This is a genomic window from Janthinobacterium lividum, from assembly GCF_034424625.1.
GTDB classification, from domain to species: Bacteria; Pseudomonadota; Gammaproteobacteria; order Burkholderiales; family Burkholderiaceae_D; genus Janthinobacterium; species Janthinobacterium lividum.
The window spans coordinates 820,842-846,351 of the sequence record NZ_CP139976.1 but is presented as its reverse complement, the minus strand read 5'-3'; the positions used below and the strand labels follow the sequence as shown (position 1 = coordinate 846,351).

General features: G+C 61.5%; 24 protein-coding genes. All 24 read right to left on the bottom strand.

Annotated features, from left to right (window positions below; translation table 11 throughout):
* Positions 1-12: 12 nt before the first annotated feature.
* Positions 13-792, bottom strand: coding sequence for an enoyl-CoA hydratase (locus U0004_RS03745; RefSeq protein WP_034778437.1), 780 nt, complete (start codon positions 790-792; stop codon positions 13-15).
* A 72-nt stretch (positions 793-864) separates the two neighbouring features.
* Positions 865-2,061, bottom strand: coding sequence for an acetyl-CoA C-acyltransferase (locus U0004_RS03740; protein WP_034778434.1), 1,197 nt, complete (start codon positions 2,059-2,061; stop codon positions 865-867).
* Between the two features lie 60 nt (positions 2,062-2,121).
* Positions 2,122-2,568, bottom strand: a complete 447-nt coding sequence (locus U0004_RS03735; protein WP_070257736.1) for a PaaI family thioesterase — start codon at positions 2,566-2,568, stop codon at positions 2,122-2,124.
* Positions 2,569-2,630: 62 nt separating this feature from the next.
* A complete protein-coding gene (locus U0004_RS03730) occupies positions 2,631-5,030 on the bottom strand; it encodes a 3-hydroxyacyl-CoA dehydrogenase/enoyl-CoA hydratase family protein (protein WP_070257699.1) in 2,400 nt (799 codons plus the stop codon).
* Between the two features lie 14 nt (positions 5,031-5,044).
* Complete coding sequence (locus U0004_RS03725; protein ID WP_034753387.1) at positions 5,045-6,835, bottom strand: acyl-CoA dehydrogenase C-terminal domain-containing protein; 1,791 nt, start codon at positions 6,833-6,835, stop codon at positions 5,045-5,047.
* A gap of 77 nt (positions 6,836-6,912) precedes the next feature.
* Entirely contained in the window at positions 6,913-7,515 is a 603-nt protein-coding gene (locus tag U0004_RS03720; RefSeq protein WP_034753385.1) for a TetR/AcrR family transcriptional regulator, read from the bottom strand.
* A 258-nt stretch (positions 7,516-7,773) separates the two neighbouring features.
* Entirely contained in the window at positions 7,774-8,163 is a 390-nt protein-coding gene (locus U0004_RS03715; protein ID WP_034778428.1) for an RNA-binding S4 domain-containing protein, read from the bottom strand.
* On the bottom strand, positions 8,160-9,323 hold the full coding sequence (clsB, locus tag U0004_RS03710; protein WP_034778426.1) for a cardiolipin synthase ClsB: 1,164 nt from the start codon (positions 9,321-9,323) through the stop codon (positions 8,160-8,162). Before clsB ends, U0004_RS03715 begins: the two co-directional genes overlap by 4 nt.
* Positions 9,324-9,332: 9 nt before the next feature.
* Complete coding sequence (locus tag U0004_RS03705) at positions 9,333-10,154, bottom strand: endonuclease/exonuclease/phosphatase family protein (RefSeq protein ID WP_034778424.1); 822 nt, start codon at positions 10,152-10,154, stop codon at positions 9,333-9,335.
* 72 nt (positions 10,155-10,226) lie between these two features.
* Positions 10,227-10,520: a hypothetical protein gene (locus U0004_RS03700; RefSeq protein WP_070257698.1), complete on the bottom strand. Its 294-nt coding sequence runs from the start codon at positions 10,518-10,520 to the stop codon at positions 10,227-10,229.
* Between the two features lie 19 nt (positions 10,521-10,539).
* Positions 10,540-11,004, bottom strand: a complete 465-nt coding sequence (gene nudB / locus U0004_RS03695; protein WP_070257697.1) for a dihydroneopterin triphosphate diphosphatase — start codon at positions 11,002-11,004, stop codon at positions 10,540-10,542.
* Positions 11,005-11,091: 87 nt separating this feature from the next.
* On the bottom strand, positions 11,092-12,894 hold the full coding sequence (gene aspS / locus U0004_RS03690) for an aspartate--tRNA ligase (protein WP_071653294.1): 1,803 nt from the start codon (positions 12,892-12,894) through the stop codon (positions 11,092-11,094).
* A gap of 63 nt (positions 12,895-12,957) precedes the next feature.
* Complete coding sequence (locus U0004_RS03685) at positions 12,958-13,599, bottom strand: DUF502 domain-containing protein (protein ID WP_034778417.1); 642 nt, start codon at positions 13,597-13,599, stop codon at positions 12,958-12,960.
* Between the two features lie 40 nt (positions 13,600-13,639).
* Complete coding sequence (locus tag U0004_RS03680; RefSeq protein WP_070257696.1) at positions 13,640-13,948, bottom strand: FmdB family zinc ribbon protein; 309 nt, start codon at positions 13,946-13,948, stop codon at positions 13,640-13,642.
* A 79-nt stretch (positions 13,949-14,027) separates the two neighbouring features.
* Positions 14,028-14,630: a methyltransferase gene (locus tag U0004_RS03675; RefSeq protein WP_070257695.1), complete on the bottom strand. Its 603-nt coding sequence runs from the start codon at positions 14,628-14,630 to the stop codon at positions 14,028-14,030.
* 19 nt (positions 14,631-14,649) lie between these two features.
* Positions 14,650-16,221 (bottom strand): ubiquinone biosynthesis regulatory protein kinase UbiB, encoded by a 1,572-nt coding sequence (gene ubiB, locus U0004_RS03670; protein WP_034778413.1) that lies wholly within the window; start codon positions 16,219-16,221, stop codon positions 14,650-14,652.
* The gene (locus tag U0004_RS03665) at positions 16,218-16,856 is read right to left on the bottom strand and encodes a ubiquinone biosynthesis accessory factor UbiJ (protein ID WP_070257694.1); all 639 of its coding nucleotides are present in this window, start codon (positions 16,854-16,856) and stop codon (positions 16,218-16,220) included. Before U0004_RS03665 ends, ubiB begins: the two co-directional genes overlap by 4 nt.
* 152 nt (positions 16,857-17,008) lie before the next feature.
* A complete protein-coding gene (locus tag U0004_RS03660) occupies positions 17,009-17,965 on the bottom strand; it encodes a Tim44 domain-containing protein (protein WP_115057397.1) in 957 nt (318 codons plus the stop codon).
* A 42-nt stretch (positions 17,966-18,007) separates the two neighbouring features.
* On the bottom strand, positions 18,008-18,742 hold the full coding sequence (gene ubiE, locus U0004_RS03655) for a bifunctional demethylmenaquinone methyltransferase/2-methoxy-6-polyprenyl-1,4-benzoquinol methylase UbiE (RefSeq protein WP_034778407.1): 735 nt from the start codon (positions 18,740-18,742) through the stop codon (positions 18,008-18,010).
* A 29-nt stretch (positions 18,743-18,771) separates the two neighbouring features.
* The gene (locus U0004_RS03650) at positions 18,772-20,013 is read right to left on the bottom strand and encodes an RNA polymerase sigma factor (RefSeq protein ID WP_070259601.1); all 1,242 of its coding nucleotides are present in this window, start codon (positions 20,011-20,013) and stop codon (positions 18,772-18,774) included.
* Positions 20,014-20,015: 2 nt separating this feature from the next.
* Entirely contained in the window at positions 20,016-20,360 is a 345-nt protein-coding gene (locus U0004_RS03645) for a YciI family protein (RefSeq protein WP_034778403.1), read from the bottom strand.
* Between the two features lie 98 nt (positions 20,361-20,458).
* Positions 20,459-20,911, bottom strand: a complete 453-nt coding sequence (locus U0004_RS03640) for a gamma-butyrobetaine hydroxylase family protein (RefSeq protein ID WP_070259599.1) — start codon at positions 20,909-20,911, stop codon at positions 20,459-20,461.
* 9 nt (positions 20,912-20,920) lie between these two features.
* The gene (locus tag U0004_RS03635; RefSeq protein ID WP_081345865.1) at positions 20,921-21,364 is read right to left on the bottom strand and encodes an HIT family protein; all 444 of its coding nucleotides are present in this window, start codon (positions 21,362-21,364) and stop codon (positions 20,921-20,923) included.
* Positions 21,361-25,401, bottom strand: a complete 4,041-nt coding sequence (locus U0004_RS03630) for a DUF3683 domain-containing protein (protein ID WP_070259597.1) — start codon at positions 25,399-25,401, stop codon at positions 21,361-21,363. The genes U0004_RS03635 and U0004_RS03630 overlap by 4 nt, the downstream gene beginning before the upstream one ends.
* Positions 25,402-25,510 lie beyond the last annotated feature (109 nt).

The following is a 25,510-nucleotide window of genomic DNA, read 5'->3' as shown; positions in this document are numbered from 1 at the left end:
GCGTCCTGGAGCTTAGGCAAACTTCTTGAAATCCGGCTTCCTCTTTTCAAAGAAGGCCGTAAACGCTTCCTTCGCTTCGGCGCCGCCCAGCATGGCGCTGAACAGTTTGTTTTCGTCGGCGATGGCCGCCTTCATCGGTTCCATGCGGCTTTGCTTCATCAGGCGCTTGGTGGCGCGGATCGAGGCGGCCGGCAGGGCCACCAGCTTGGCGGCCTGGCCTTGCGCGAAGGTCATCAAGTCATACAGGGGCACGACCTTCGACACCAGGCCCATTTCCAGCGCTTCGCTGGCCGGGAACGCTTCGCCCAGCATCAGCTTTTCCGCCGCGCGCGGGTAGCCGGCCAATTGCGTGAGCAGCAGGCTGGAGCCGAATTCCGGGCACAGGCCCAGCTGCGTGAACGGCATCGAGAAGCTGGCATTGTCTGCCGCGTAGACCAGGTCGCAGTGCATCAGCAAGGTGGTGCCGATGCCGATGGCCGGGCCGGACACGGCTGCCACCACGGGCTTGCTGCTGCCGTACAGGGCGCGCATGAACTGGAACACGGGACGGTCATGATCGAGCGAACCATCCTTCGGACGCGCCGTCTTCATGAAGTCATCAAGGTCGTTACCGGCCGTGAAAATCTCGCGCTTGCCGCAGATCAGGATGGCGCGTACTTCATCATCCGTCTCGGCCGCCACCAGCGCATCAGCCAGGGTCTGGTACATGGCGCCCGTGATCGCATTCTTGCGTTCCAGGCGGTTGAATTCCAGGGTCAGGATGCCCTCGCTCTTGCTGCACAAAATATCCATGTCGTCTCCAAAAGATAAAGGGCGCCGGAGTCATCCCACAGCGCCCTGTTTTATTGCTTTACTCAGCCAGACTTATACGCGTTCAAAAATTCCGGCCGCGCCCATGCCGGCGCCCACGCACATCGTGACCATGCCGTACTTCTGCTTGGTGCGCTGCAGCGCGTGGATCACGGTGGCGGCACGGATGGCACCGGTGGCGCCCAGCGGGTGGCCCAGGGCGATCGCGCCGCCCATCGGGTTCACTTTTGCCGGGTCCAGGCCCAGGTCGCCGATGACGGCCAGTGCCTGTGCCGCAAACGCTTCGTTCAGCTCGATCCAGTCCAGCTGGTCTTGCGTGATGCCGGCGGCGGCGCACGCTGCGGGAATGGCGAATTTCGGACCGATGCCCATGATTTCTGGCGGCACGCCGCGCACGGCGAACGAGGAGAATTTCGCCAGCGGGGTCAAGTTATGCTCGCGCAGGATTTTTTCGCTGACGATCAGCAGCGCGCCGGCGCCGTCGGACATCTGCGAGCTGTTGGCGGCGGTAACGCTGCCCTTGGCGGCGAAGACGGGCTTCAGCTTGGCCAGCGACTCCATCGACGAATCGGCGCGCGCGCCTTCGTCCGTGTCGACGGTGCGGCGGCTCACGTCGACCTGGCCGGTAGCCAGGTTCGGCGTGCGCGTGATGATTTCCACTGGCGTCGTTTCCGCCTTGAAGAAACCGGCTTGCTGCGCGGCGATGGCGCGGCGGTGCGATTCAACGGAGAACGCGTCCTGCTGTTCGCGCGACACTTTCCATTGCTGCGCCACTTTTTCGGCCGTCAGGCCCATGCCGTAAGCCATGCCGATGTTTTCGTCGCTGAACATGTCCAGGTTCATCGATGGGTGGTGGCCCATCATCGGCACCATCGACATCGATTCGATGCCGCCGGCGATCATCACGTCGGCTTCGCCCACGCGGATGCGGTCGGCTGCCATGGCAATGGCCGTGATGCCCGAAGCGCAGTAGCGGTTGACGGTGACGCCGCCCACGGTTTTCGGCAAGCCGGCCAGCAGCACCGAGTTACGCGCGATATTGAAGCCCTGCTCCGCTTCCGGGAACGAGCAGCCGATGATGGCGTCGGTGATCAGCGCAGGGTCGAGGCCAGGCGCTTGCGCCAGGGCCGATTGCAGCACGCGCACCAGCAGGTCGTCCGGGCGGGTGTTCTTGAACATGCCGCGCGGCGCCTTGCCGATCGGGGTGCGGGTTGCAGAGACGATGTAGGCGTCTTGAAGTTGTTTGCTCATTTTATGCTTTCAAAGATGTTGAACGAGGTTCGTGTTCTGTCGAATGTCCGGGGTAGAGGCTTATCGCTTCTGCGACAAATACCAGTCCACCGTCACCTGTGCCGCCAGCGTGCCCTCAAAGTCGAAAATATCGACTTCCACGGGAAACGCCACCTTGCCATCCTGCGCCAGCTGCGCCTTCAAGGCAGCCAGGTCGCCCGGTACCCGGCCTTCGGCGCGCGTCGCGCCTTTGGCCACCTTCTGGTACTGGATGCGCGACTCCTTGGCCACCGGGCGCAAGCCCAGTATCAGCTCGGCGAAGCCGCCAGCCATGGCCGCGCCGGAAGCCGTTTCGGCCAGGGTGAACAAGGCACCCGCATGCTGCGTGCCCAGGTGATTATTCAGTTTTGGATCTTCCGGCATCGACACCTTGGAGGTGCCGGCGCCGATGTCGTCGATGCTGATCCCCAGCAGCCGCACGAAGGGCAAGGTGTCCATCATCTGTTGTTTGATACGGTCATACACCATGCTTGGCCTCACGCGCAGTAATACTTTAAATACCAACGGCAGGATCTTCATCGACGCTGTGCTTAGTTGCGGACCGGCTTACCGGTCTGCATCATGCCCATGATCCGTTCCTGGGTTTTCGGATGGTTCAACAGCTCCAGGAATGCCTTGCGTTCCATATCCAGCAGCCACTGTTCGCTGACGAAACTGCCCTGGTCCACGTCGCCGCCCGATACGATCTCGGCGATCATCTCGCCCAGCTTGAAATCGTGCGCCGAAATGAAGCCGCCGTCGCGCATGTTGACCAGCTGCGCCTTGATGGTGCCCCAACCGTAACGGCCCGTCACCTGGATCAGCGATGGCAACGCTGGACGGAAGCCCGCGTCGAACATGGCGCGCGCTTCGACCTTGGCCACGTGCAGCAGCTCGTAGGCGTTGAACACGATCACGTCGTCTTCCTTCAGGTAGCCCATTTTTTTGGCTTCCAGCGCCGATTTCGACACGTTGGCGGTGGCGGCATTGGTGAAGCCCGTTTTCAGGAATTGCAGGATGTCGTTGCCCTTGGCTTCCTTGTAGGCGCGCTGCGCCGCTTCCTTCAAGCCGCCGCCGGCTGGAATCAGGCCCACGCCCACTTCCACCAGGCCGATGTACGATTCGATCGAGGCCACGCGCTTCGACGCATGCAGCGCCAGCTCACAACCGCCGCCCAGTGCCAGGCCGGCGACCGCGGCGATCACCGGCACGTTCGCGTATTTCAGCGACATGAAGGTGTTCTGCAGTTCGGCGATGATCGGATCGACGGCTTTCACGCCGCCTTGCATGAATGCCGGCAGGGCCGATTGCAGGTCGGCGCCGGCCGAGAAGGCACCGCCTTCGGCTGCGTCTGCGTGCCAGATCACCAGACCCTTGAAGTTCTTTTCCGCTTCGGCCAGCGCCAGTTTCAGACCGTTGATCACGCCTTCGCCGATCACATGCATCTTCGTCTTGAACGAGATGATCAGCACATCGTCGCCCGTATGCCAGACGCGCACGGATTCGTCTTCGAAGACGGTGGTACCGGCCGTCTTGCCGTCGATGGCACCGCTGCCCAGGACGGGCGCGCGGAATGGCTGGCGGTCATACACGGACAGGGTCGAACGCGGCACGAAGCTGTTCGACACGGCGGAGTACGAACCTTCCGGCGTGTGCACGCCGCCTTTTTCAGCGACCGGACCTTCGAAGACCCAGGCTGGCAGCGGTGCATTGCACAGCGCGTGGCCGGCGTCGATATCTTCCTTGACCCAGTTGGCCACCTGCAGCCAGTTCGATGCCTGCCACGTTTCAAACGGGCCGACGTTCCAGCCGAAACCCCAGCGCATGGCGAAATCGATGTCGCGCGCATTGTCGGCCACGGTGTCCAGGTGGATGGCAATGTAGTGGAAAGCGTCGCGGAAGATCGCCCACAGGAACTGGCCTTGCGGGTTCGTCGATTCGCGCAGCGCCTTCATCTTCTTGACCGGATCCTTTTCCTTCAGGATGCGGGCGATGATGTCGGCCGCCTTGGCGCCGCCAGCCACATATTCACCGGTAGCGAAGTCCAGGCGCTGGATCTCCTTGCCGACTTTCTTGTAGAAGCCCGCGCCGCTCTTCTGGCCCAGCGCGCCTTTTTCCACCAGCTGCGCCAGCACGGCCGGCGTCTTGTAGACGGCGGCGAACGGATCGTTCGGCAGGTAGTCCTGCATGGTCTTGATCACATGGCCCATGGTGTCCAGGCCGACCACGTCCGCCGTGCGGAAGGTGCCCGACTTGGCGCGGCCCAGCTTGGCGCCCGTCAAGTCATCGACAACGTCCACGGACAGGCCGAATTTTTCGGCTTCGTGCACGATGGCCAGAATGCCGAACACGCCAACGCGGTTGGCGATGAAGTTCGGCGTATCCTTGGCGCGGACCACGCCCTTGCCCAGGGTGGTGGTCAGGAAGCCTTCCAGCTGATCGCTGATCTCGGGCTTGGTGAACTCGGTCGGGATGATCTCGACCAGGTGCATATAGCGCGGCGGGTTGAAGAAGTGCACGCCGCAGTAGCGCGATTTCAGGTCGGCGTCGAAGCCTTCGGCCAGCTTGGTGATCGACAGGCCCGAGGTATTCGAGGCGAAGATCGCGTTCGGGCCGATGTGCGGTGCGACCTTTTGATACAGGTCATGTTTCCAGTCCATGCGCTCGGCGATGGCTTCGATGATCAGGTCGCAACCGGCCAGCAAGTCCAGGTTGTCTTCGTAGTTGGCCACCTGGATCAGCGCGGCGTCATCCTTGTTGCCCAGCGGCGCAGGCGACAGTTTTTTCAGGTTCTCGATGGCGCGCAGCACGATGCCATTCTTTGGACCTTCTTTTGCCGGCAGGTCGAACAGCACGACCGGCACTTTCGCGTTGATGCAGTGGGCGGCGATCTGCGCGCCCATCACGCCGGCGCCGAGGACGGCTACTTTTTTAACGATGAAATTGGTCATATTTTCCTCAAGTCTTAGAACAGGTCTGCGTCGAGTGCCATCAGGTTGGCCGAACCGGAACGCGCCTGACGGATCAGGGTTGCCGTTTCAGGCTGCAAGCGGGCGAAGTAGAAACGTGCGGTAGCCAGTTTGGCGGTGTAGAACTTGTCGCCGCTGGATTCTTTTTCGAGGGCGATCTTGGCCATCTGCGCGAACAGGTAGCTGTAGATCATGTGGCCGACGACACGCAGGTAAGGCACGCATGCCGCGCCCACTTCGTCCGGATTCTGGAAGGCCTTCATACCGATTTCCATGGTCAGCTTGGTGACTTTGTCGCCCAGGTCGCCCAGTGGCGTAACAAATTCGCTCATCGCTTCATCGGTGCCGTTGTCTTCGACAAAAGCCTTGATCTTTTCGCCGAACTTGCGCAGCTTGGCGCCGTTATCACCAAGGATCTTGCGGCCCAACAGGTCCAGCGACTGGATCGTGTTCGTGCCTTCGTAGATCATGTTGATGCGCGCGTCGCGCACATACTGCTCCATGCCCCATTCCGAGATGTAGCCGTGGCCGCCGAACACTTGCATCGCATCCGAAGTGGCGATCCAGGCGTTATCGGTGATGAAGGCCTTGATGACGGGCGTCAGCAGCGCTACTTCGTCGGCCGCTTCCTTGCGCACGTCGGCGTCAGGGTGGTGCAGTTCGCGGTCGATCTGCAGCGCCACGTAGGAAGTGAAAGCGCGCGCGCCTTCGGCGTAGGCTTTGCCCGTCAACAGCATGCGGCGCACGTCAGGGTGCACGATGATGCGGTCGGCCGGCAGTTCCGGGTTCTTGATGCCGGACAGCGAACGCATTTGCGTGCGGTCCTTGGCGTAGATCAGCGCGTTCTGGTAAGCGATTTCCGTCAGGCCCAGCGACTGCATGCCCACGCCCAGGCGGGCCGCGTTCATGAAGACGAACATGGCGTTGAGACCCTTGTTCGGCTGGCCGATGATCCAGCCTTTCGCGCCGTCCAGGTTCATCTGGCAGGTCGAATTGCCGTGGATACCCATTTTTTCTTCGATGGCGCCGCAGGTGATCGGGTTGCGCTCACCGACCGTGCCGTCCGCGTTCGGCAGGAATTTCGGCACCAGGAACAGCGAGATGCCTTTCGAGCCTTCCGGTGCGTCCGGTACGCGGGCCAGCACCAGGTGCAGGATGTTTTCCGCCATGTCGTGCTCGCCGGCCGAGATGAAGATCTTGTTGCCGGTGATGGTCCAGGAACCGTCCGCCTCAGGCAGCGCTTTCGAGCGCAGCAGGCCCAGGTCCGTGCCGCAGTGCGGTTCGGTCAGGCACATGGTGCCCGTCCACTCGCCCGACACCAGCTTCGGCAGATACACTTCCTTCTGGTGGTCGGTGCCGTGCTCCTTCAGGCACTCGTAGGCGCCGTGCGACAGGCCAGGGTACATGGACCAGGCCTGGTTCGACGAGTTCAGCATTTCATAGAACGAATTGTTCAGCACGACAGGCAAGCCCTGGCCGCCGTATTCCGGATCGCACGCCAAGGCCGCCCAGCCGCCTTCAACGTACTGCTTGTAGGCTTCCTTGAAACCTTTCGGCGTGGTCACGCTTTTCGTGACGGGGTCGTGGTGGCAGCCCTCGCGGTCGCCGGAGTGGTTCAGCGGGAACAATACTTCGGAGGTGAATTTGCCGCCCTCTTCCAGCACCTGGTTGATGATGTCGGCGTCGACGTCGGCGTACGATGGCATTTGCTTCAGTTCTTCTTCCACTTGCAGGAACTCATGCAGGACGAATTGCATATCCCGGATTGGCGCGACGTATTGACCCATAATTTTCTCCTGAAGGCGATTAGCTAAAGTGTTGTACTTGTAGTGCGTGTGCGTTATTGCGGATACTGCCTGACGGCTTATTTGCTTGTGACGGAATTCTGGTACGACGCCAGCAGGCGGATAAAGCCCGCTTGCGCCCGTTCGATGCTGCCCGGCACGCGCAGGAAACGCGCGTCGTGATGCAGGGCCAGGATCAGGCCATACATCTCGTACACCAGCTGCTGGGCGTCCGTGTCCGCTTTCAGGTCGCCCGTGGCGATCGATTGCTCGACACAGCGCAGCAGCGCACCCTGCCAGGCCCGCACCATGGCCACGAGGGCTTCGCGGATGGGGCCCGGACGGTCGTCATACTCGACGGCGCCGCTGATATAGATGCAGCCGGAAGCGATTTCCACGCTGACCCGCTTGACCCAGCGCGCAAACATCGATTGCAGGCGCTGGATGCCGCGTGGTTCTTTCATGCTGGGGAAAAAGACTTCTTGCTCGAAACGATAGTGATAGAGCTTCAGCACTTCCATCTGCAAGTCTTCGCGCGAGCCAAAGTGGGCAAACACGCCCGACTTGCTCATGTTCATTTTGTCCGCAAGCAGCCCGATGGTCAGGCCTTCCAGGCCGTCGCGGCTGGACAGGTCCAGCGCCACGTCGAGGATGGCTGCACGGGTCAGTTCGCCCTTGCGCATGAATTTGACTGAAGTATTCAAGAGTACCGTTCTAAAAGTGATGTTGCCGATTTGGCGGACTGAAGCGAGAGTAAAAAAAAGCACGCTCCGAAAAAATCCGAACGCTCGTACTATTATCCACTACCACGTAAAAGTCAAACGGGAACTTTAGAGCCGGCGTTCTATTGGTGCAGCGCAGCATTCTAAAGCCGCGTGTTTCTATTGATTTCAGGCAGGCAAAAGCGTCGCGCGCCCTTGCCTGCCCACAACAGACGAACCTCAGGAAAGGTCGCCTGCCTTGCTCAGTTGACGACGGTCGCGCTTGGTCGGCCGCCCCTTGATGGTGGTGCCCGGCTCGCGGAACAGCTTGCGCTCCTCGGCCAGTTGCTCGCGGCGGGCGATGCTGGCCGGCGTTTCGCCATACAGCAAGCGTGCCACGGGGGCCGCGCCGCGCTTGTCGGACAGGCCCAGCACGGCCACTTCCCACGTCTCCGCGCCATTATCGATGGCCAGCTCGTCGCCCACGCGCACGCTGCGCGCCGGTTTGACGCGCTCGCCGCCCACTTTGACCTTGCCCGTGTCGACGGCTTCGCTGGCCAGCGAGCGCGTCTTGAAGAAGCGCGCCGCCCACAGCCATTTGTCCAGCCTTACCGTTGTCATCTCGTTCATGCGTACTTGCCTACTGAAAAAATGCGCATCACCAGCCGGTACACGAGAAATGCGGCTTCATAGCCGATGCGCTGGAAACGCCCGATGTGCTTGAAATCATCCTGGTGAATGACGATGCCGTCGGCCACGCCCTGCTCGATGTGCTGGCGCAGGCTTTGCGCGAACGCCACGTCCTTGATCACCACGTTCGCTTCCTGGTTCAGGAACAGGCTCAGCGCGTCAATATTGCTGGAACCCACCGTCGCCCAGTCATCGTCGACGACGGCCACCTTGGCGTGCAGCTGCGTCTTGCGGTATTCGACGATCTTGACGCCGGCGGCCAGCAGTTTCGGGTAAAACGAGTGCGCCACGGCATCTTGCATGCGGAATTCGCCCACGCCGATCAACAGGACCACGTCCACGCCCCGCAGGGCCGCCTGGGCCAGGGCGTGGCGCAGCTTGTGCCCGGGCGCGAAATACGGGTTGGCCAGCATCACGCTCTTGCGTGCCTGTCCCAGCGCCTGCAAATAGGCGCGCTGGATGGTGCGGCGGTTGCGCAGGTTGTCGCGCACGACAAAACCGGCCACGACGGGGTTCTTCGCCAGCTCCTTGCTAACGACGCGCATCTTGCGGTACAGCTTGATACGCCGCACCAGGTTCATCTTGCCCAGCCTCGCCCACTGCGCCTGCACCTCCTCGTGGATGGCGTCGACCAGCGGGCCCTTCACCTGGACGGCGAAATCCCAGCGCGGCGCTGCCAGGCTGATGTTGTGGTCGTAGTCGCAAAACATGTCGTCGTTGATATTGATGCCGCCCACCAGGGCGATCTCGCCATCGGCCACGCAAATCTTGCGGTGCGTGCGCGTGATGCCGCGCCGGAACCACGGATTGAAGATGCGGTGGTGCACGCCAGCCGCTTCCAGCTGCGCATGCATGGCCTTGACCCGGCGGTTGCCCGTGCCGAACCAATCCGTGATCATGCACACCAGCACGCCGCGCGCGGCGGCACGTTTGAGCGCATCGAGCACCAGGGTGCCCGTGGCGTCGTCGGCAAAGATATACGTTTCGAAATAGACTTCCGAGCGCGCGCCGTCGATGGCGGCAATCAGCGCGGGGAAATAATCGGTGCCGCAATACAGCAGCTTGATGTCATTGTGGGCGATGAAATTGACTGTGCGCATGCTGGCAGTCTACGCGAGTTTCAAAGCGGCAACGATCGGCGCGTGGTCCGACAGTTTTGCCCACAGGGTGCCATGCATCACTTGCGCGCCTTCCACGTGGAAACCGCGCACATAGATGCGGTCCAGGCGGAACCACGGCAAGGCGGCGGGAAAGGTGCGCGCCGGCACGGGGATCGGCGTCTTCGTCTGGCGCCGCGCCAGGGTGCGCACCAGGTCGCCCAGGGCCGAATTCGACGCGCGCTGGTCGAATACTTCCACCACGCCGAGCGCATTGCGCAGCTTATCGCTGAGCGTGTTGCGCCAGTCGTTGAAATCGCCGGCAATGATGACGGGTTCGCCATTCGGCGCCGATTCCATGACGGCATCGATCAGCGCCTGCGTCTGGCGGCCCCGTCCCGATTCGAACAGGCCCAAGTGGACGACGTAGCAGTGCACGTCCGCCTGCGGCGTCTTGAGCACGCAATGCAGGATGCCGCGCTGTTCGTAGGCATGGTCGGACACGTCGTGATTGGTTTGCGAGGCGATGGGAAACTTGCTCAGCAAGGCGTTGCCATGGTGGCCATGGTCATACACGGCATTCATGCCGTAGGCGGAATGGTGCTCGGCGCCGGCAAAGAACTCATGCTGCGACGCTTCCGGCCAATGCTTGTGGCCGTTTTTCTCGGCGCCAAAGCGGGCCGCATTGCGGTCGTGCTTGCCTTGCACTTCCTGCAAAAAGACGACATCGGCATGGAACAGGGCAATCGCCTGCTTCAAGGCATGCACGCGGGGCAAGCCCCGCACGGAGGAGACGCCCTTGTGTATATTATAAGTTGCTACGCGGATTTTCATGCCTTGATTCTACTCCCTGACAGGCCCCGCGCGGCGCCGGCGTAGGTGCGCGTGCGCACCTACCACGCACAATCAGGCCAGCATGCGTCCCACGCCCGCCGTCACGCTGACGATCAGCGCGGTAATGCCGGCCGCCCATACAATCTTGACCAGCAAGGGCGCGCCGCGCCAGGCCACGGTGCGCTTGCCCTTGGCAAACGCACCCGGGTGCAGCAGCCAGCCGATCGCCATCAGCGGCATGCCGATCGGCGGCGTGCGGCCGGGCACGGTGGAGCCAAACAGCAGGAAGATAAAGCACAGGCAAAAAACGATGCCCAGGGTGCCCAGCAGTTTTTGCTGCGTCGTCAAATGTAACCAGTTCAACATGGAATGCTTTCTAGGAAAATCAGGTGGGGCGCGCCAGGCCCGTCATGGCCGGCAATTGCAAAATCGCTTCCGCGTTGGACGACGAGAAACAGCGGTCGGCCGCCGCCAGGTAGGGCAGCCACGCGTACTGCAAGTGTTCGCGGGGACTCAAGGTGATGGCGATGTCGCGCGGCACTTGCACGCTGAACACGTGTTCCGTGTTGCGCGTCACGCCAGGCGCATAACGGTGGCGCCAGATCGGATAGATCTCGTACACATTCGACAAGTTCCAGTCGCGCAGCACGATGTCGCGCCCATCGGCAACGATGCCGGTTTCCTCGCACAATTCGCGCGCGGCCGTCTGCAGCAGCGGTTCGTCGACGGCATCGACGGAACCCGTCACCGATTGCCAGAAACCGGGCTGGCCCGCGCGCTCGATCAGCAAGACATCAAGGTCAGCCGTATGGATGACGACCAGCACGGAAACGGGAATTTTATGGCTCATATCAAGAATGAAAAAGGCGCCTCGCAGCGCCTTTTTTGCCTCAGCAAGTAAAAATGGTAGCGGCCGCATGAACGGCCGCCTTGGCCATTACGCTACTTTTGGCTCGGTGCTGCGCAAGCGGATGTGCAGTTCGCGCAATTGCTTCTCGTCCACTTCCGACGGCGCATGGGTCAGCAAGTCTTGCGCGCGTTGGGTTTTCGGGAAGGCGATCACGTCGCGGATCGATTCGGAACCCGTCATCATGGTCACGATACGGTCCAGGCCGAATGCCAGGCCGCCATGCGGTGGCGCGCCATATTGCAGGGCATCGAGCAGGAAGCCGAATTTCAGCTGTGCTTCTTCGGCATCGATCTTCAGTGCACGGAAGACCTTGCTTTGTACTTCTTCGCGGTGGATACGGATCGAACCGCCACCCAGTTCCCAGCCGTTCAAGACCATGTCGTAAGCCTTGGCGATGCAGGCGCCCGGATCGCTTTCCAGCATGTCTTCATGGCCGTCTTTCGGCGCCGTGAATGGATGGTGGGTTGCCGTCCAGCGATCCGCTTCTTCGTCATGCTCGAACATCGGGAAGTCGACCACCCACAATGGCTTCCACACGTCTTCGAACAGGCCGGCTTTCTTGCCGAACTCGCTGTGGCCGATCTTCACGCGCAGCGCGCCGATGGCGTCGTTGACGACCTTGGCCTTGTCCGCGCCGAAGAAGATCAGGTCGCCGTCTTGCGCGCCCGTCTGCTCGAGGATCGTGGCAAGCACATCGGCAGGCAGGAACTTGACGATCGGCGACTGCAAGCCTTCAGGACCCTTGGCTTTCTCGTTGACCTTGATGTAAGCGAGGCCCTTGGCGCCGTAGATGGCGACGAACTGGGTGTAGGCGTCGATTTCCGAACGGGGCATGCTGCCGCCTTGCGGTACGCGCAGGGCAACCACGCGGCCGCCTTTCATGTTCGCGGCGCCGTTGAAGACCTTGAATTCGACCGACTTCATGACTTCGGTCAAATCCGTGAAGGCCAGCTTGACGCGCATGTCCGGCTTGTCGGAACCATACAGGCCCATCGCTTCGGCGAAATCCATCACCGGGAACGGGTTCGGCAGGTCGATGTCCAGGGTGTTCTTGAAGACGACGCGTATCATGTCTTCGAACAGGTCGCGGATTTCCTGTTCCGTCAGGAACGAGGTTTCGCAGTCGATCTGCGTGAATTCAGGCTGGCGGTCAGCGCGCAAGTCTTCGTCGCGGAAGCACTTGGTGATCTGGTAGTAACGATCGAAGTTGGCAACCATCAACAGTTGCTTGAACAACTGTGGCGATTGCGGCAAGGCGAAGAAGCTGCCCGCGTTGACACGCGACGGCACCAGGTAATCGCGCGCGCCTTCTGGCGTCGACTTGGTCAGCATCGGCGTTTCGATGTCGATGAAGCCCAGCGCATCGAGGTACTTGCGCACTTCCATCGTCACCTTGTAGCGCAGGCGCAGGTTGTTCTGCATTTGCGGGCGGCGCAGATCCAGCACGCGGTGCGTCAGACGCGTCGTTTCCGACAGGTTGTCGTCGTCCAGCTGGAACGGCACGGGCACGGAAGGGTTCAACACTTCCAGTTCCGAGCAGACCACTTCGATCTTGCCCGATTTCAGGTTGTTGTTGATGGTGCCTTCGATACGGTTGGTCACGACGCCCGTCACGCGCAGGCAGAATTCGTTGCGCACGGCTTCGGCGACCTTAAACATCTCCGCTTGTTCCGGGTTGCAGACGATTTGCACCAGGCCTTCACGGTCGCGCAAGTCGATGAAAATCAGGCTGCCGTGGTCGCGGCGGCGATGTACCCAGCCGCACAGGCTGACGGTTTGTCCCAGCATGGCTTCGGTAACGAGGCCGCAGTATTCAGTACGCATAGACATAAAATTCTCAGTTCAGGTTAGTGAGTGTTCAATCCGGCCACGTCCCGCATGGGACGCCTGCCTTTATTCTTTGGCTGCCGGGGCCGGTACAGCAACAACTTCCGCAGGCGCCACCACGCCCATCGAGACAATATATTTGAGCGCCGCATCGACGCTCATGTCGAGTTCGACGACATCGCTGCGCTTCATCATCAGGAAAAAGCCCGATGTCGGATTCGGCGTCGTCGGCACATACACGCTGACAAAGTCACCCACCAGGTGGTTCGCCGCATCGCCGCCCGGCACGCCGGTCAGGAAAGCGATGGTCCAGGAGTTCTGGTGCGGATATGGCACCAGCACGGCCTTGCGGAAGGCATTGCCCGACGGGGAAAACAGGGTATCCGACACTTGCTTGACGCTCGAATACAGGGAATTGACGATGGGTATGCGTTGCAGCAATTTTTCCCACAGTTTCACCACGTAATTGCCGACCAGGTTATTCGTCAGCAAACCCGTAAAGAACACGATCAGCACCGTCAATACCGTGCCCAGGCCGGGAATGGTGCTCAGCGCGGGAATCTTGTGGCCGAACCATACGCTGGGCTGCGTACTGCCGGGCACCAGCAACAGCGACTGGTCCATCGTGCTGATCACCAGATTCAGGACCCAGGCGGTAATGGCCAGGGGAACCAAAATCAGCAATCCGGTAATAAAGTATTTACGCATCAGTTTCTCGGTAATGGATCGTATCGGCGCGGCGCGCTTTTCAGTCCGCTTTCGGCGCAGTGGCAACCGGGGCAGGCGCAGGTGCAGCAACAGGCGCGCTCTCGGCAGCCGGGGCGGGCTTGGCGCCATCGGCGGGGCCCGTTGGAATGGCCGTGGTGGGCGCCGTGCCGCCGCGGAAATCGGTCGCGTACCAGCCAGTGCCCTTCAATTGGAAACCGGCGGCCGTCAATTGTTTCTTGAAACTGGGCTTGCCGCACGACAGGCACACCGTCAGTACTGGATCGGAGATCTTTTGCAAGACATCCTTGGCAAAACCACACTCGTCACAACGGTAAGCGTAAATCGGCATCTCTACTCCGAGAAAATCATCAAAAACCCTGAATTATAAAGCTTTTCCTTTGTCCCCAGCGGAAAATGCCCCGCCCGCCTCACTCCGCCCGGCGGCGCCAGCTCATCCAGCGCTCCTTGCCGGCGAAGACGGCAATGGAATCGTCCACGGCTTCGTCGGCCAGGCAGTCGAAATGCGGCGCCAGCAATTCCTGCAGTGTCTCACGCGATATGCCAAATGGCGGCCCCTTGACATTGTCATCAAAGAAAAAGTAACCGGCCAGCATGGCGCCCGGCGCCAGCAGCTGCGCCCAGCGGGCCGCCACCTGCGGCCACATGGCGCGCGGCATGGCGCACAGGAAGGCCCGTTCATAGATCAGGTCCAGCGGCGCAACGGGTTCCCAGGCAAAGAAATCCGCTTCCACCACCTGCCCTGCCCGCGCACCGACGACAGCGCGCGCGGCGGCCACGGCGGCCGGCGAAAAGTCGATGGCCGTGGCATCCCAGCCGTGATCCAGCATGAAGACCAGTTCATAGGCCGAGCCGCAGCCAGGAATCAGGCAGCGCAGCGGCGCCGGGCTGCCTGCAACAAAGCTGCGCAGGCGCGACGGCACGCCGCCCTGGTCCCACGGCGTGAATTGCTTCTCGAAACGCTCGTCCCAGAAGGCGGGCGACAGCGGATCGCGGGTGGTGAAGTCAGCCATCACTTGCGTCCTCAGGCCGTTAAAACGGTAGTTGATGCCAGCGCATGAACACTTGCAAGCCCAGCGCGCCGAGGGCGAAGGCGCCCACGAAGTACACGATAAAGCTCAGCAATCGATTCGTCTGGCGTTGCTCCGCCAGCAAGGTTTTCATCAGTTCCACCTCGTTTTCGCGCGGCTCGCCATGCACCGTCAAGGCCTGGTGCAGCAAGCGCGGCAATTGCGGGAAGATGTGCGCATAACGGGGCGCCTCTGCGCGCAGGCGCTCCATGAAGCCTTGCGGCCCCACCTGGTTGCTCATCCATCTTTCCAGATACGGCTTGGCCGTTTGCCACAGGTCCAGTTCCGGGTCCAGCTGGCGGCCCAGGCCTTCGATATTGAGAAGGGTCTTTTGCAGCAGCACCAGTTGCGGCTGCACTTCCACGTTGAAGCGGCGCGAAGTCTGGAACAGTCGCAGCAAAACTTGTCCGAAAGAAATATCCTTCAGCGGACGGTCGAAGATCGGCTCGCAGCAGGCGCGCACGGCCGCTTCCAGCTCATCGACGCGCGTGTCTTTCGGCGCCCAGCCCGATTCGATATGCGCCTCGGCCACGCGCTTGTAGTCGCGGCGGAAGAAAGCGAGGAAGTTTTGCGACAGATAATCCTTGTCGTAGTCGTTCAACGTTCCCACGATGCCGAAGTCGAGCGCGATATAGCGGCCGAACGATTCGGGCGCGATCGACACAAGAATATTCCCCGGGTGCATGTCCGCATGGAAAAAGCCGTCGCGGAACACTTGCGTGAAGAAAATTTCCACGCCATCGCTGGAGAGCTTGCGCAAATCCACGCCGGCCGCCACCAAGCGCTCGGTCTGCGACACGGGAATCCCATACATGCGCTCCATGACGATGACGCTGCTGGAGCAATAATCCCAGTGCATTTCCGGCACCAGCAGCAATTCCGAGTTGGCGAAATTGCGGCGCAGCTGGCTGGCGTTGGCCGCCTCGCGCATCAGGTCCAGCTCGTCGTGCAGGTATTTGTCGAACTCGCCCACCACTTCCTTGGGTTTCAGGCGCTTGCTGTCGGCCCACAGGCGGCTGGTCCAGTCGGCGGCGATGTGCATCAGGGCCACGTCTTCGTCGATCAGCTTTTTCATGCCTGGACGCAAAACCTTCACGGCCACTTCGCGGCCATCTTTCAAGGTGGCGAAGTGCACCTGGGCAATCGAGGCGGATGCCACCGGTTCGCGCTCGAAGCTGGCAAACAGCTGATCCGGGTGCGCGCCGAGGGACTTGGTGATCTGCGCGATGGCCAGGTCGGAATCAAACGGCGGCACCCGGTCTTGCAGGCGCGCCAGTTCTTCGGCGATGTCGAGCGGCATCAAGTCGCGCCGGGTCGACAGCACCTGGCCGAATTTGACGAAAATCGGACCCAGCTCTTCCAGCGCCAGGCGCAGGCGCAAGCCCCGTGGCGACGACAGGTCGCGCCAGAAAATCAGGGTGTCGATCAATTTGGCGGTGCGGGGAACTTGCAGACCAGAAATCGCTATCTCATCCAGACCGTACTTGATGGAAACACGGATGATTTTAAACAGGCGCAGGAATTTCAATATCATGTAGACAAATCCGGTGAGGAAGACTGCGGCTGGACGGCGGCGGCCGCCTTTTCCAGCCGGGCAAGGCGCTTGGCCAGGCGTTCGACGTCATCGCGCACGCGCGTCACGCCAGCGGAATACTCTTGCAAGGTAGAAGGACGGATCAGCATGGGCTGTTCGTCGAGAAAATATTCGGCCACGTTTTCCGCCAGTTTTTGCTGGCCCGTGCGCACAAAGGCGGCGGCATCCCTGGCACCGGCAACCAGGCGCGTTGCCAGCATGGGTCCCACGACCTTTTCCAGGTCGTGCTCCGCTTCCCAGCGCAAGCCCTTGCTCAATTGCGAAATCGCATTGGCAAACTCGGCATCGCCTTCGATCTTGACGTAGGAAAACGCCCGCTCGCGGTTTTGCAGGATCAGCGGCACATCGGACAATTTCACGCGGATGGTGACGTTGGCCGGCATATCGGCCGGCGCCGCCTCCAGCATGCCTGCGCTGTCGACGCGCAGGCGCAAGGCCACGGCGCCCGTGTCGATACAGGCCAGCTTGCCAGCGTGCACGGCCAGCTGCTGGCGCGCCCACGGTTCTTGCGCCAGCAAATGGTTAATTGTCGCGATGACGGGCGTCATCAGGGAGAGATCGGGAAGTGGTGCCATCTATATACAGCGCGCCAGGCGCGCCCCTAAAAAGAAAAAACCGCCCGTAAAACAACGTGGGCGGTTTCGATCTTACCAGTTCAGCAGGAAATATCTGTTAAGCATCATGCATTCCGCATGGACTTAAGCCATTATTCAGCAAGTTTTTACAATTAATTCAATTGCTGGATGCCTGCCAAGACCCAGCCGCTATTGCCGCTGACGGGTTTCGACATATTCCATACTTCCGCGAACGGTTCCGCTGCCGCGCCAGGCGCCGAACGGATCAGGCCCGTAAATTTCACGCTGGCCAGGTAATCGTTGACGCTCGTCTCGATGCCCAGCAGTTCGGCATCGATGGTGACGACATCGGTAAAGTCCGGCTGCGCGCCCCGTTCCTGGATTTGCATGCGCAGTTCCGCATACACTTCCGGCGATGTGAATTCGCGGATATCGTTGACGTCCGCCTTGTCCCAGGCCGCTTGCAAGCGAATGAAATTGCTTTTCGCGTGACGCAGGAAGGCATCCTTGTCGAAGTCGCCTGGCACGCCCCATGGCGCGGCGGCCGGTGCCGGGACCGGGACCGGCTTGTCCAGGCCTACGCCGGACGAGACAGGCTGCAGCGGCGGCAGCGGTGGAATGCGCGATCCGATGTCAGGCACGTTGCCGGCTGGCGCAGGCTGGTTGCCGCCAAAACCCGCGAACGGCGCATTGCCGCCAGCATTGTTGTCGCGCTTGCCACGCACCATGCGGTAGATGAAGAACGCCACGCCGGCCAGCAAGGCCACCATCAGCAGGGTGCTGATCATGCTGGCCAGGGCGCCGCCCAGGCCAAAATGCGACAGCAGCGCGCCCAGGCCCAGGCCCAGCAAGGCGCCGCCCAGCAAACCCTTCCAGCGGCTCGGCGCCTTGGCGGCAGGCGCCGGCGCGGGGGCCGGCGCAGGTTGCGCCTGGCGTGGCGCGGCGGCCGGCGCCGGCGTTGGCGCCGGTGCGGGCGCCTGGCGGCCCACGTTTTGCGACTGGCGGCCAAACGAACGGCCACCGCCCATGGGACGGGCCAGCGCCTCGCCCAGCATGGATACCGTGGTCGCGGCCAGCATCATGCCGACCATAAATTTCTTCAATTTCATTCCATCTCCTAAAATCACCGGCTTGGTGAGTTACAGCTTGAATTACATCTTGATGCCGGTATGCAAAGCGGCAATGCCTGCCGTCAAATTGTAGTACTGCACGCGCTCCAGGCCCGCCGTTTCCATCATGGTCTTCAGCGTTTCCTGGTCCGGATGCATGCGGATCGATTCTGCCAGGTAGCGATAGCTTTCCGCGTCGCCGGCGATTTTCTGTCCAAACCACGGCAAGACCGAGAACGAATACAGGTCGTACGGCTTTTGCAGGGGTGCTGCCACCTTGGAAAACTCCAGCACCAGCAGCTTGCCGCCCGGTTTCAGCACGCGGCGCATTTCCGCCAGCGCCACATCCTTGTGCGTCATGTTGCGCAGGCCAAAGGCCACGCTGACACGGTCGAAATAATTATCGGGGAATGGCAGCTTTTCCGCGTCACACAACATGGTGGGGGTGAGCAAGCCGCGATTCAAGAGGCGGTCGCGGCCCACGCGCAACATCGATTCATTGATATCGGTCAACCAGACTTCGCCGGTAGGGCCCGCCTGCTTGGCGAATGCCTTCGACAGGTCGCCCGTGCCGCCGGCAATGTCGAGCACCTTGAAACCGGGGCGCACGCCCGCATTGGCAATGGTAAACGTCTTCCACAGACGGTGCAGCCCGCCCGACATCAAGTCGTTCATCACGTCGTATTTGGCAGCGACGGAATGGAACACCTTGGCGACTTCGCGCACTTTGTCGTCTTCTGCAACTGTTTTGTATCCGAAATGGGTCGTATTGGTCATGGTAGGCAGTCTGTTTGAACTTGGGAGCATTATACAAGCGGCAGGCGCATTTCCCCGTGACGCCGGAGAAGGTATTGCCTTTCCACTGCATTCGAAGCCAGCATTGCCGCCCGGGCATACGCCGCCAGCGCCCCCGGCCGGTCGCCCTGGCGGCGCAGCAAGTCGGCCCGGGCCGCGTGCAGATAGTGCGAATTAGCAAGGCTGGGCACGGTTTCCAGCCGCGCCAGCCAGGCCAGGCCGTGTGCGGCACCGTGCGCCATGGCGCAGGCGATCACGGCATTGAGCAAGATCAATGGCTCCGGCTTGTGCCGCAGCAAGGCGCCGTACAGGGCGCTGATCTGGCGCCAGTCCGTCTGGCTGGCCGTGGGAACTTTGGCGTGCAAAGCGGCAATGGCTGCCTGCAACTGATATGCCCCTGGCGCGCGCGCAAGCAAAGCCAGTTCCAGCAGCACCAGTCCCTCGGCAATCAGGGCGTCATCCCACAGGCGCCGGTCCTGCTCTTCCAGGGTCAGCAAATGTCCCTCGGGCGACAGGCGGGCCGGACCGCGCGACGCCTGCAGCAGCATCAGTGCCAACAGCCCCTGCACTTCCGGCTGGCAGGGCTGCAGGCTGTCAAGCAGCCGCCCCAGGCGCAGCGCCTCGGCGCACAGGTCGGCGCGCAGCAGGGTGTCGCCGCCGCTGGCGCAATAACCCTCGCTGAACACCAGATAAATCACGTGCAGCACTTGCGCTAGCCGTTGCTGCAATTCTTGCTCAGGTGGCAACTCGAAAGGAATGCGCGCTTCGGCGATCTTGCGCCTGGCGCGCAATAAGCGCTGCGACAGGGCCGCTTCCGCCACGCCGAAGGCGCGCCCGATCTCGGCCGTGGACAAGCCACACAGGGTGCGCAGGGCCAGCGCCACCTGCGCCTCGGGCGCCAGCGCGGGATGGCAGCAGATGAACAGCAGGCGCAGGCGGTCGTCCCCGATGGCGTGCGCTTCTTCAATCACGGCCGCCGGCAGGCAGGACAGCACGGCTTCGGCCTCGCTGACGCTCTTGCCCGCCCGGCGCACGTGATCGAGGCCCGCATTGCGCGCCACGGCACTGAGCCAGGCGGCGGGATTATCGGGGATGCCCGCCCGCGGCCACAGTTCCAGCGCCTTGCGGCACGCTTCCTGCAACACATCTTCCGCCAGACCCAGGTCGCCGAAGCGCCGCATCAGGCCGGCCAGCACCCGGCCCTTTTCCTGGCGAAAGACGTGCTCGACGGCCGACAGGGCGTCGCCGGCCATGTTTATGCCGTGACAGGCCGTACTTCGATGGTGCCCAGGGAGGCGGCCGGACAGCGCCCGGCCCAGGCCAGCGCCTCGTCCAGGTGGGCGCAATCCAGCAGATAATAGCCGCCCAGCTGCTCCTTGGTTTCCGCGAACGGCCCATCCGTGATGACAGGCTTGCCGTTTTGCACACGCACGCTGGTAGCGCTGCGCACGGGCGCCAGTTCCGCGCCCCCGCGCAGCACGCCAGCGGCCTCCAGGTCTTGCGTATAGCTGGCAAAGTCGGCCATCAGGCTGGCCATCTGGCCCTCCTCCATGGCTTCATAGCGCGCCTCGTCGGCGTAGATCAGGATCATGTATTCCATAGTCTCTTCTCCAAAAGAAAAATGCCCGCAAGCGCGGGCATTCATACGACGAATGGATATGCGGCAATCCGACAAGCTTACCGCATTATTTTTTCAGCTTAATGTTTATGCCCGCAGCTCGGACCGTGGACGTGGCCGCCGGACGATTGCTTGACCGTCATGTCGGCCTTGGCGTCGCGGCCGCTGTCGCCCGGATAGCCGGCTGCCGTCAGGCGGTCCAGGTAATCCTGCCACAGGGTCGCTTGCTCCGCGCCCAGCTTGTACAGATAAGCCCAGGTGTACAGGCCGGAATTGTGGCCATCGCTGAAGGTGGGCTGCACGGCGTAGTTACCGACCGGTTCCAGGCCCGTGATGCCGACCAGGCGTTTTCCTAATTGCAAGGTTTCCTGGCCCTTGCCATGGCCTTGCACTTCGGCCGACGGCGAGTACACGCGCAGGTATTCGAACGGCAGCGCAAATTCGCTGCCATCATCGAAAGCCACGTCGAGCACGCGCGACTGGTTATGCACGGTCAAGCCGGTGGGTTTGGGCGTTGCTACTTTTTCAGTCATGACAATACTTTATGCGGATAAACGTTGAATGATGGCGTCGCGCAAGGCCGGCAACAGGGCGCGGCGCGCGGCCAGCACCTCGGGTGCCGTCTCGCGCTGGATCACCGCCCAGCTGGGATTCGGAAAATGCGCATCGTCGCGGTAGCGGGGAATCACGTGCCAATGCACGTGCGGCGTCATATTGCCGAAACTGGCCACATTGACCTTTTCCGGCTGCATCACTTCACGCACGGCCAGTTCGACTTGCCACACGACTTCCATCACATAGTTGCGCTCACCGGGCGTCAAATCCGTCATTTCCTTCACGTGTTTGTTCCAGATCACGCGGCAAAAGCCGGGATATGCAGGGTCGTTGACGGCCACCACGGACAGGCGCTCGCTGCGCCACAGCAAGGCTTCACAGCCCTGCTTGTTGGCAAAGCCATCGAGCAGTGTGCACAGATCACAGGTCACACGAGCACCCGTTCGATGCCGCCGTCATTGGCGCGTTTCACGTAATCCGGCATCCAGTTCTCTCCCAGCAAGTGTTTGGCGATCTCGACGACGATGTAGTCGGCCGTCGTGCCCGAATCGTCATTGTAGCGCGACAAGCCTTGCAGGCACGACGGGCAGCTGGTGAGGATTTTCACGTCGCCAGTAAAACCGTCGCCGCGCAGCTTGTCGGCGCCCTTGACCATCTCTTCTTCCTTGCGGAAACGCACTTGCGTGGAAATGTCGGGGCGCGTGACGGCCAAGGAACCCGATTCGCCGCAGCAACGGTCATTCTTCTCGATCTTCACGTTGTCTACCGTGCTGATCAGGGAATTGATGGTCTTGCCCGATTCCTGCAGCTTCATCGGATTGTGGCATGGCTCGTGGTACATATAACGGGTGCCGTTGACGCCTTCCAGCTTGACGTTTTTCTCCAGCAAATACTCATGGATATCCATGATGCGGCAGCCAGGGAAAATCTTTTCAAACTGGTAGGTGGCCAGCTGGTCGTAACAGGTGCCGCACGAGACGAGCACCGTCTTGATGTCCAGGTAATTGAGCGTGTTGGCCATGCGGTGGAACAGGACGCGGTTATCCGTCATCATCTTCTCGGCCTTGTCGAACTCGCCCGCGCCCCGCTGCGGATAACCGCAGCACAGGTAGCCCGGCGGCAAGACCGTCTGCACGCCCACTTCCCACAGCATCGCTTGCGTGGCCAGGCCCACTTGCGAGAACAAACGTTCCGAACCGCAACCAGGGAAGTAGAACACGGCTTCCGTATCGGCCGTCGTCGTCTTCGGATTGCGGATGATCGGGATGACCTTGTCGTCTTCGATGTCGAGCAGCGCGCGCGCCGATTTCTTCGGCAGGTTGCCCGGCATCTTTTTGTTGATGAAATGGATCACCTGCGCCTTGACGGGCGGCTTGCCCGTCGATGGCGGCGGCGCCTTGGTTTGCTTCTTGGCAAACTTCTTCAGCAAGTCATGGCCCAGGCGCTGCGCCTTGTAACCCCAGCCGATCATGACCTTGCGCGTGGCGTTGATGGTCACGGGATCGGTGGCGTTGAGGAACATCATCGTCGCCTTGGTGCCCGGATTAAAGCTCTTCTTGTCCATCTTGCGCAGCAAGTTGCGCATGTTCATCGACACGTCGCCGAAGTCGATATTGACGGGGCAAGGCGTGACGCATTTATGGCAGACCGTGCAATGGTCGGCCACGTCTTCGAACTCTTCCCAATGCTTGATGGAAATACCGCGGCGCGTCTGCTCTTCATACAGGAACGCTTCGATCAGGGACGAGGTCGCCAAGATCTTGTCGCGCGGCGAGTACAGCAAATTGGCGCGCGGCACGTGGGTCGAGCACACGGGCTTGCACTTGCCGCAACGCAAGCAATCCTTGACGCTGTCGGCGATGGCGCCGATATCGCTTTGCTGCATGATCAAGGATTCGTGGCCCATCAGGCCGAACGATGGCGTGTAGGCATTGCGCAAGTCGGCGCCCATGCCTGGCAGGTTCAACAATTTTCCCTTGTTGAAACGGCCTTCCGGATCGATGCGCTGCTTGTAGCTGCGGAACTCGCCGATCTCTTCTTCCGTCAAGAATTCCAGCTTGGTGATGCCGATACCGTGTTCGCCGGAAATGACGCCATTCAGCGAGCGGGCCAAAATCATGATGCGGCCCACGGCTTCATGGGCGTCCTGCAGCATTTCGTAATTGTCCGAGTTGACGGGCAAGTTCGTGTGCACGTTGCCGTCGCCTGCGTGCATGTGCAGCGCGACAAAGACGCGCGAACGCAGGATGCGCGCGTGGATGGCGGTGGCCTCGTCGAGGATCAGCTTGAATGCGGCGCCGTTGAAGATCTGGCGCAACTGGGCGCGGATTTCCTGCTTCCAGGTGATGCGCACGGTGCGGTCCTGCACCACGTCGAACAGGGTGGCGTCAGGCTGCGTTTCCAGGCGCGCATCAAACACGGGCAGCAAGCGTTCCATGCCCAGTTCGGCCAGCTCGTCCTTCACGTCCGCCAGCGGACGGTCCAGCTGGGCCAGCAGATAAGTCCAGCGTGCCGTGACTTGCGCCAGCAACTGCTGTGCCTGCTCGGCGCGGTCGCCCAGCATTTCCGCATCGTCGACCCGGTCGTCCGATGCATCGTCGCTCTTGCCAACAGGCAAGTTGCCCTTGCCAAAGAATTCGCTCAGGGCATCCGCCAGTTGCAGCTTGTTCTTGATCGACAGCTCGATATTGATGCGCTCGATGCCATCCGTGTATTCGCCCATGCGATTGAGCGGAATCACCACGTCTTCATTGATCTTGAACGCATTCGTGTGCTTGGCGATCGCCGCCGTGCGGGCCCGGTCGAGCCAGAATTTCTTGCGCGCTTCCGGGCTGACGGCAACAAAACCTTCGCCCACACGGGTGTTGGCGATGCGCACCACTTCCGACGCCGCTTGCGCGACGGCGTTTTCATCGTCGCCGACGATGTCGCCAAACAGGGCCATCTTCGGCAGCACGCCCCGCTTCGACTTGGTGGCGTAGCCGACGGCGCGCAGGTAGCGCTCGTCCAGGTGCTCCAGGCCCGCCAGGCGGATGGTCGTATATTGCTCGCCCTTGGCCGGCAAGCCATCGAGGTAATCCTTGATTTCCACGATCGACGGGATCGCATCGCGCGCCTGGCCAAAGAACTCCAGGCAGACGGTACGGGCGAATTTCGGCATCTTGTGCAGAATCCAGCGCGCCGACGTGATCAGGCCGTCGCAGCCTTCTTTCTGGATGCCCGGCAAGCCGGCGAGGAATTTGTCCGTCACGTCCTTGCCCAGGCCCTCTTTACGGAACTTGCGGCCAGGAATTTCCAGGATTTCCGTCTTGAACGGTGCGTTCGGCTTTGTCGCGTCGCGCGTGTTCGGGTGACGCCATTCCAGCTGGAAACGTGCCAGGGCGATATCGTGGATCTTGCCCAGGTTATGGTCGAGGCGCGTGACGTCGAGCCAGTCGCCGTTGGGGTCGACCATGCGCCACGAAGCCAGGTTGTCCAGCGCCGTACCCCACAGCACGGCCTTCTTGCCGCCCGCATTCATGGCGACGTTGCCGCCGATGCAAGAGGCGTGCGCCGAGGTCGGGTCGACGGCAAACACGAAACCGGCCTTCTCGGCCGCTTCCGACACTTTATTCGTGATCACGCCCGCGCCCGAATTGATCGTCGCGTATTCGTGCGTGAGACCCGGCAAGACCGTCATTTCCACGGCGCCCAGGGTAATGAGTTTTTCCGTGTTGATGACGGCCGACATCGGCGTCAATGGAATCGCGCCGCCCGTGTAGCCGGTGCCGCCGCCGCGCGGGATGATGGTCAGTCCCAGCTCGATACAGCCCTTCACCAGGCCGGCCATTTCCTCTTCCGTGTCGGGCGTCAGGACGACGAACGGGTATTCCACACGCCAGTCGGTGGCGTCCGTCACGTGCGACACGCGCGTCATGCCGTCGAAGCGCACATTGTGTTTTTCCGTGTAGCGGCCCAGCACCTTGACCGTGCGCTTGCGCAAGTCGTAGGTCTTGCGGAATTCGTCGCCAAAGTCGGCCACGGCCTTGCTGGCCGCTTTCAGCAGCAACTCCACATTGGCGCTACGCGCCTTGGCAACTTCAGGCGATTCGCCACTGGCGGCCACGTCGCCGCCGGCCGCATCGATGGACAGGCGGCGCTTGTCGACTTCGGCCAGGCGGTGATGCAAGGCATCGATCAAGCCCTGGCGGCGCTTCGGGTTGTCGAGCAAGTCATCTTGCAGATACGGATTGCGGCGCACGACCCAGATATCGCCCAGCACCTCGTACAGCATGCGGGCCGAACGGCCTGTCTGACGGGCGCCGCGCAGCTCGTCGAGCAGGCGCCAGGAGTCCTCCCCCAACAGGCGTATGACGATCTCGCGATCGGAAAACGACGTGTAGTTATACGGGATTTCGCGCAGGCGGCTTGCTGCGGGACCATTCGGCGTTTCTGCCAGTAAAGCTTGGATATGTGCGGGAGCGTTCATGGAGTGTGGTGACGATGTGGACTGGACCCTAAAGGCCCATTTTATCTTATTGCGCCGCACCATGCCGGAACAGCCTTAGGCCGCCTAAGGTTTAAACACCCCATCCGCC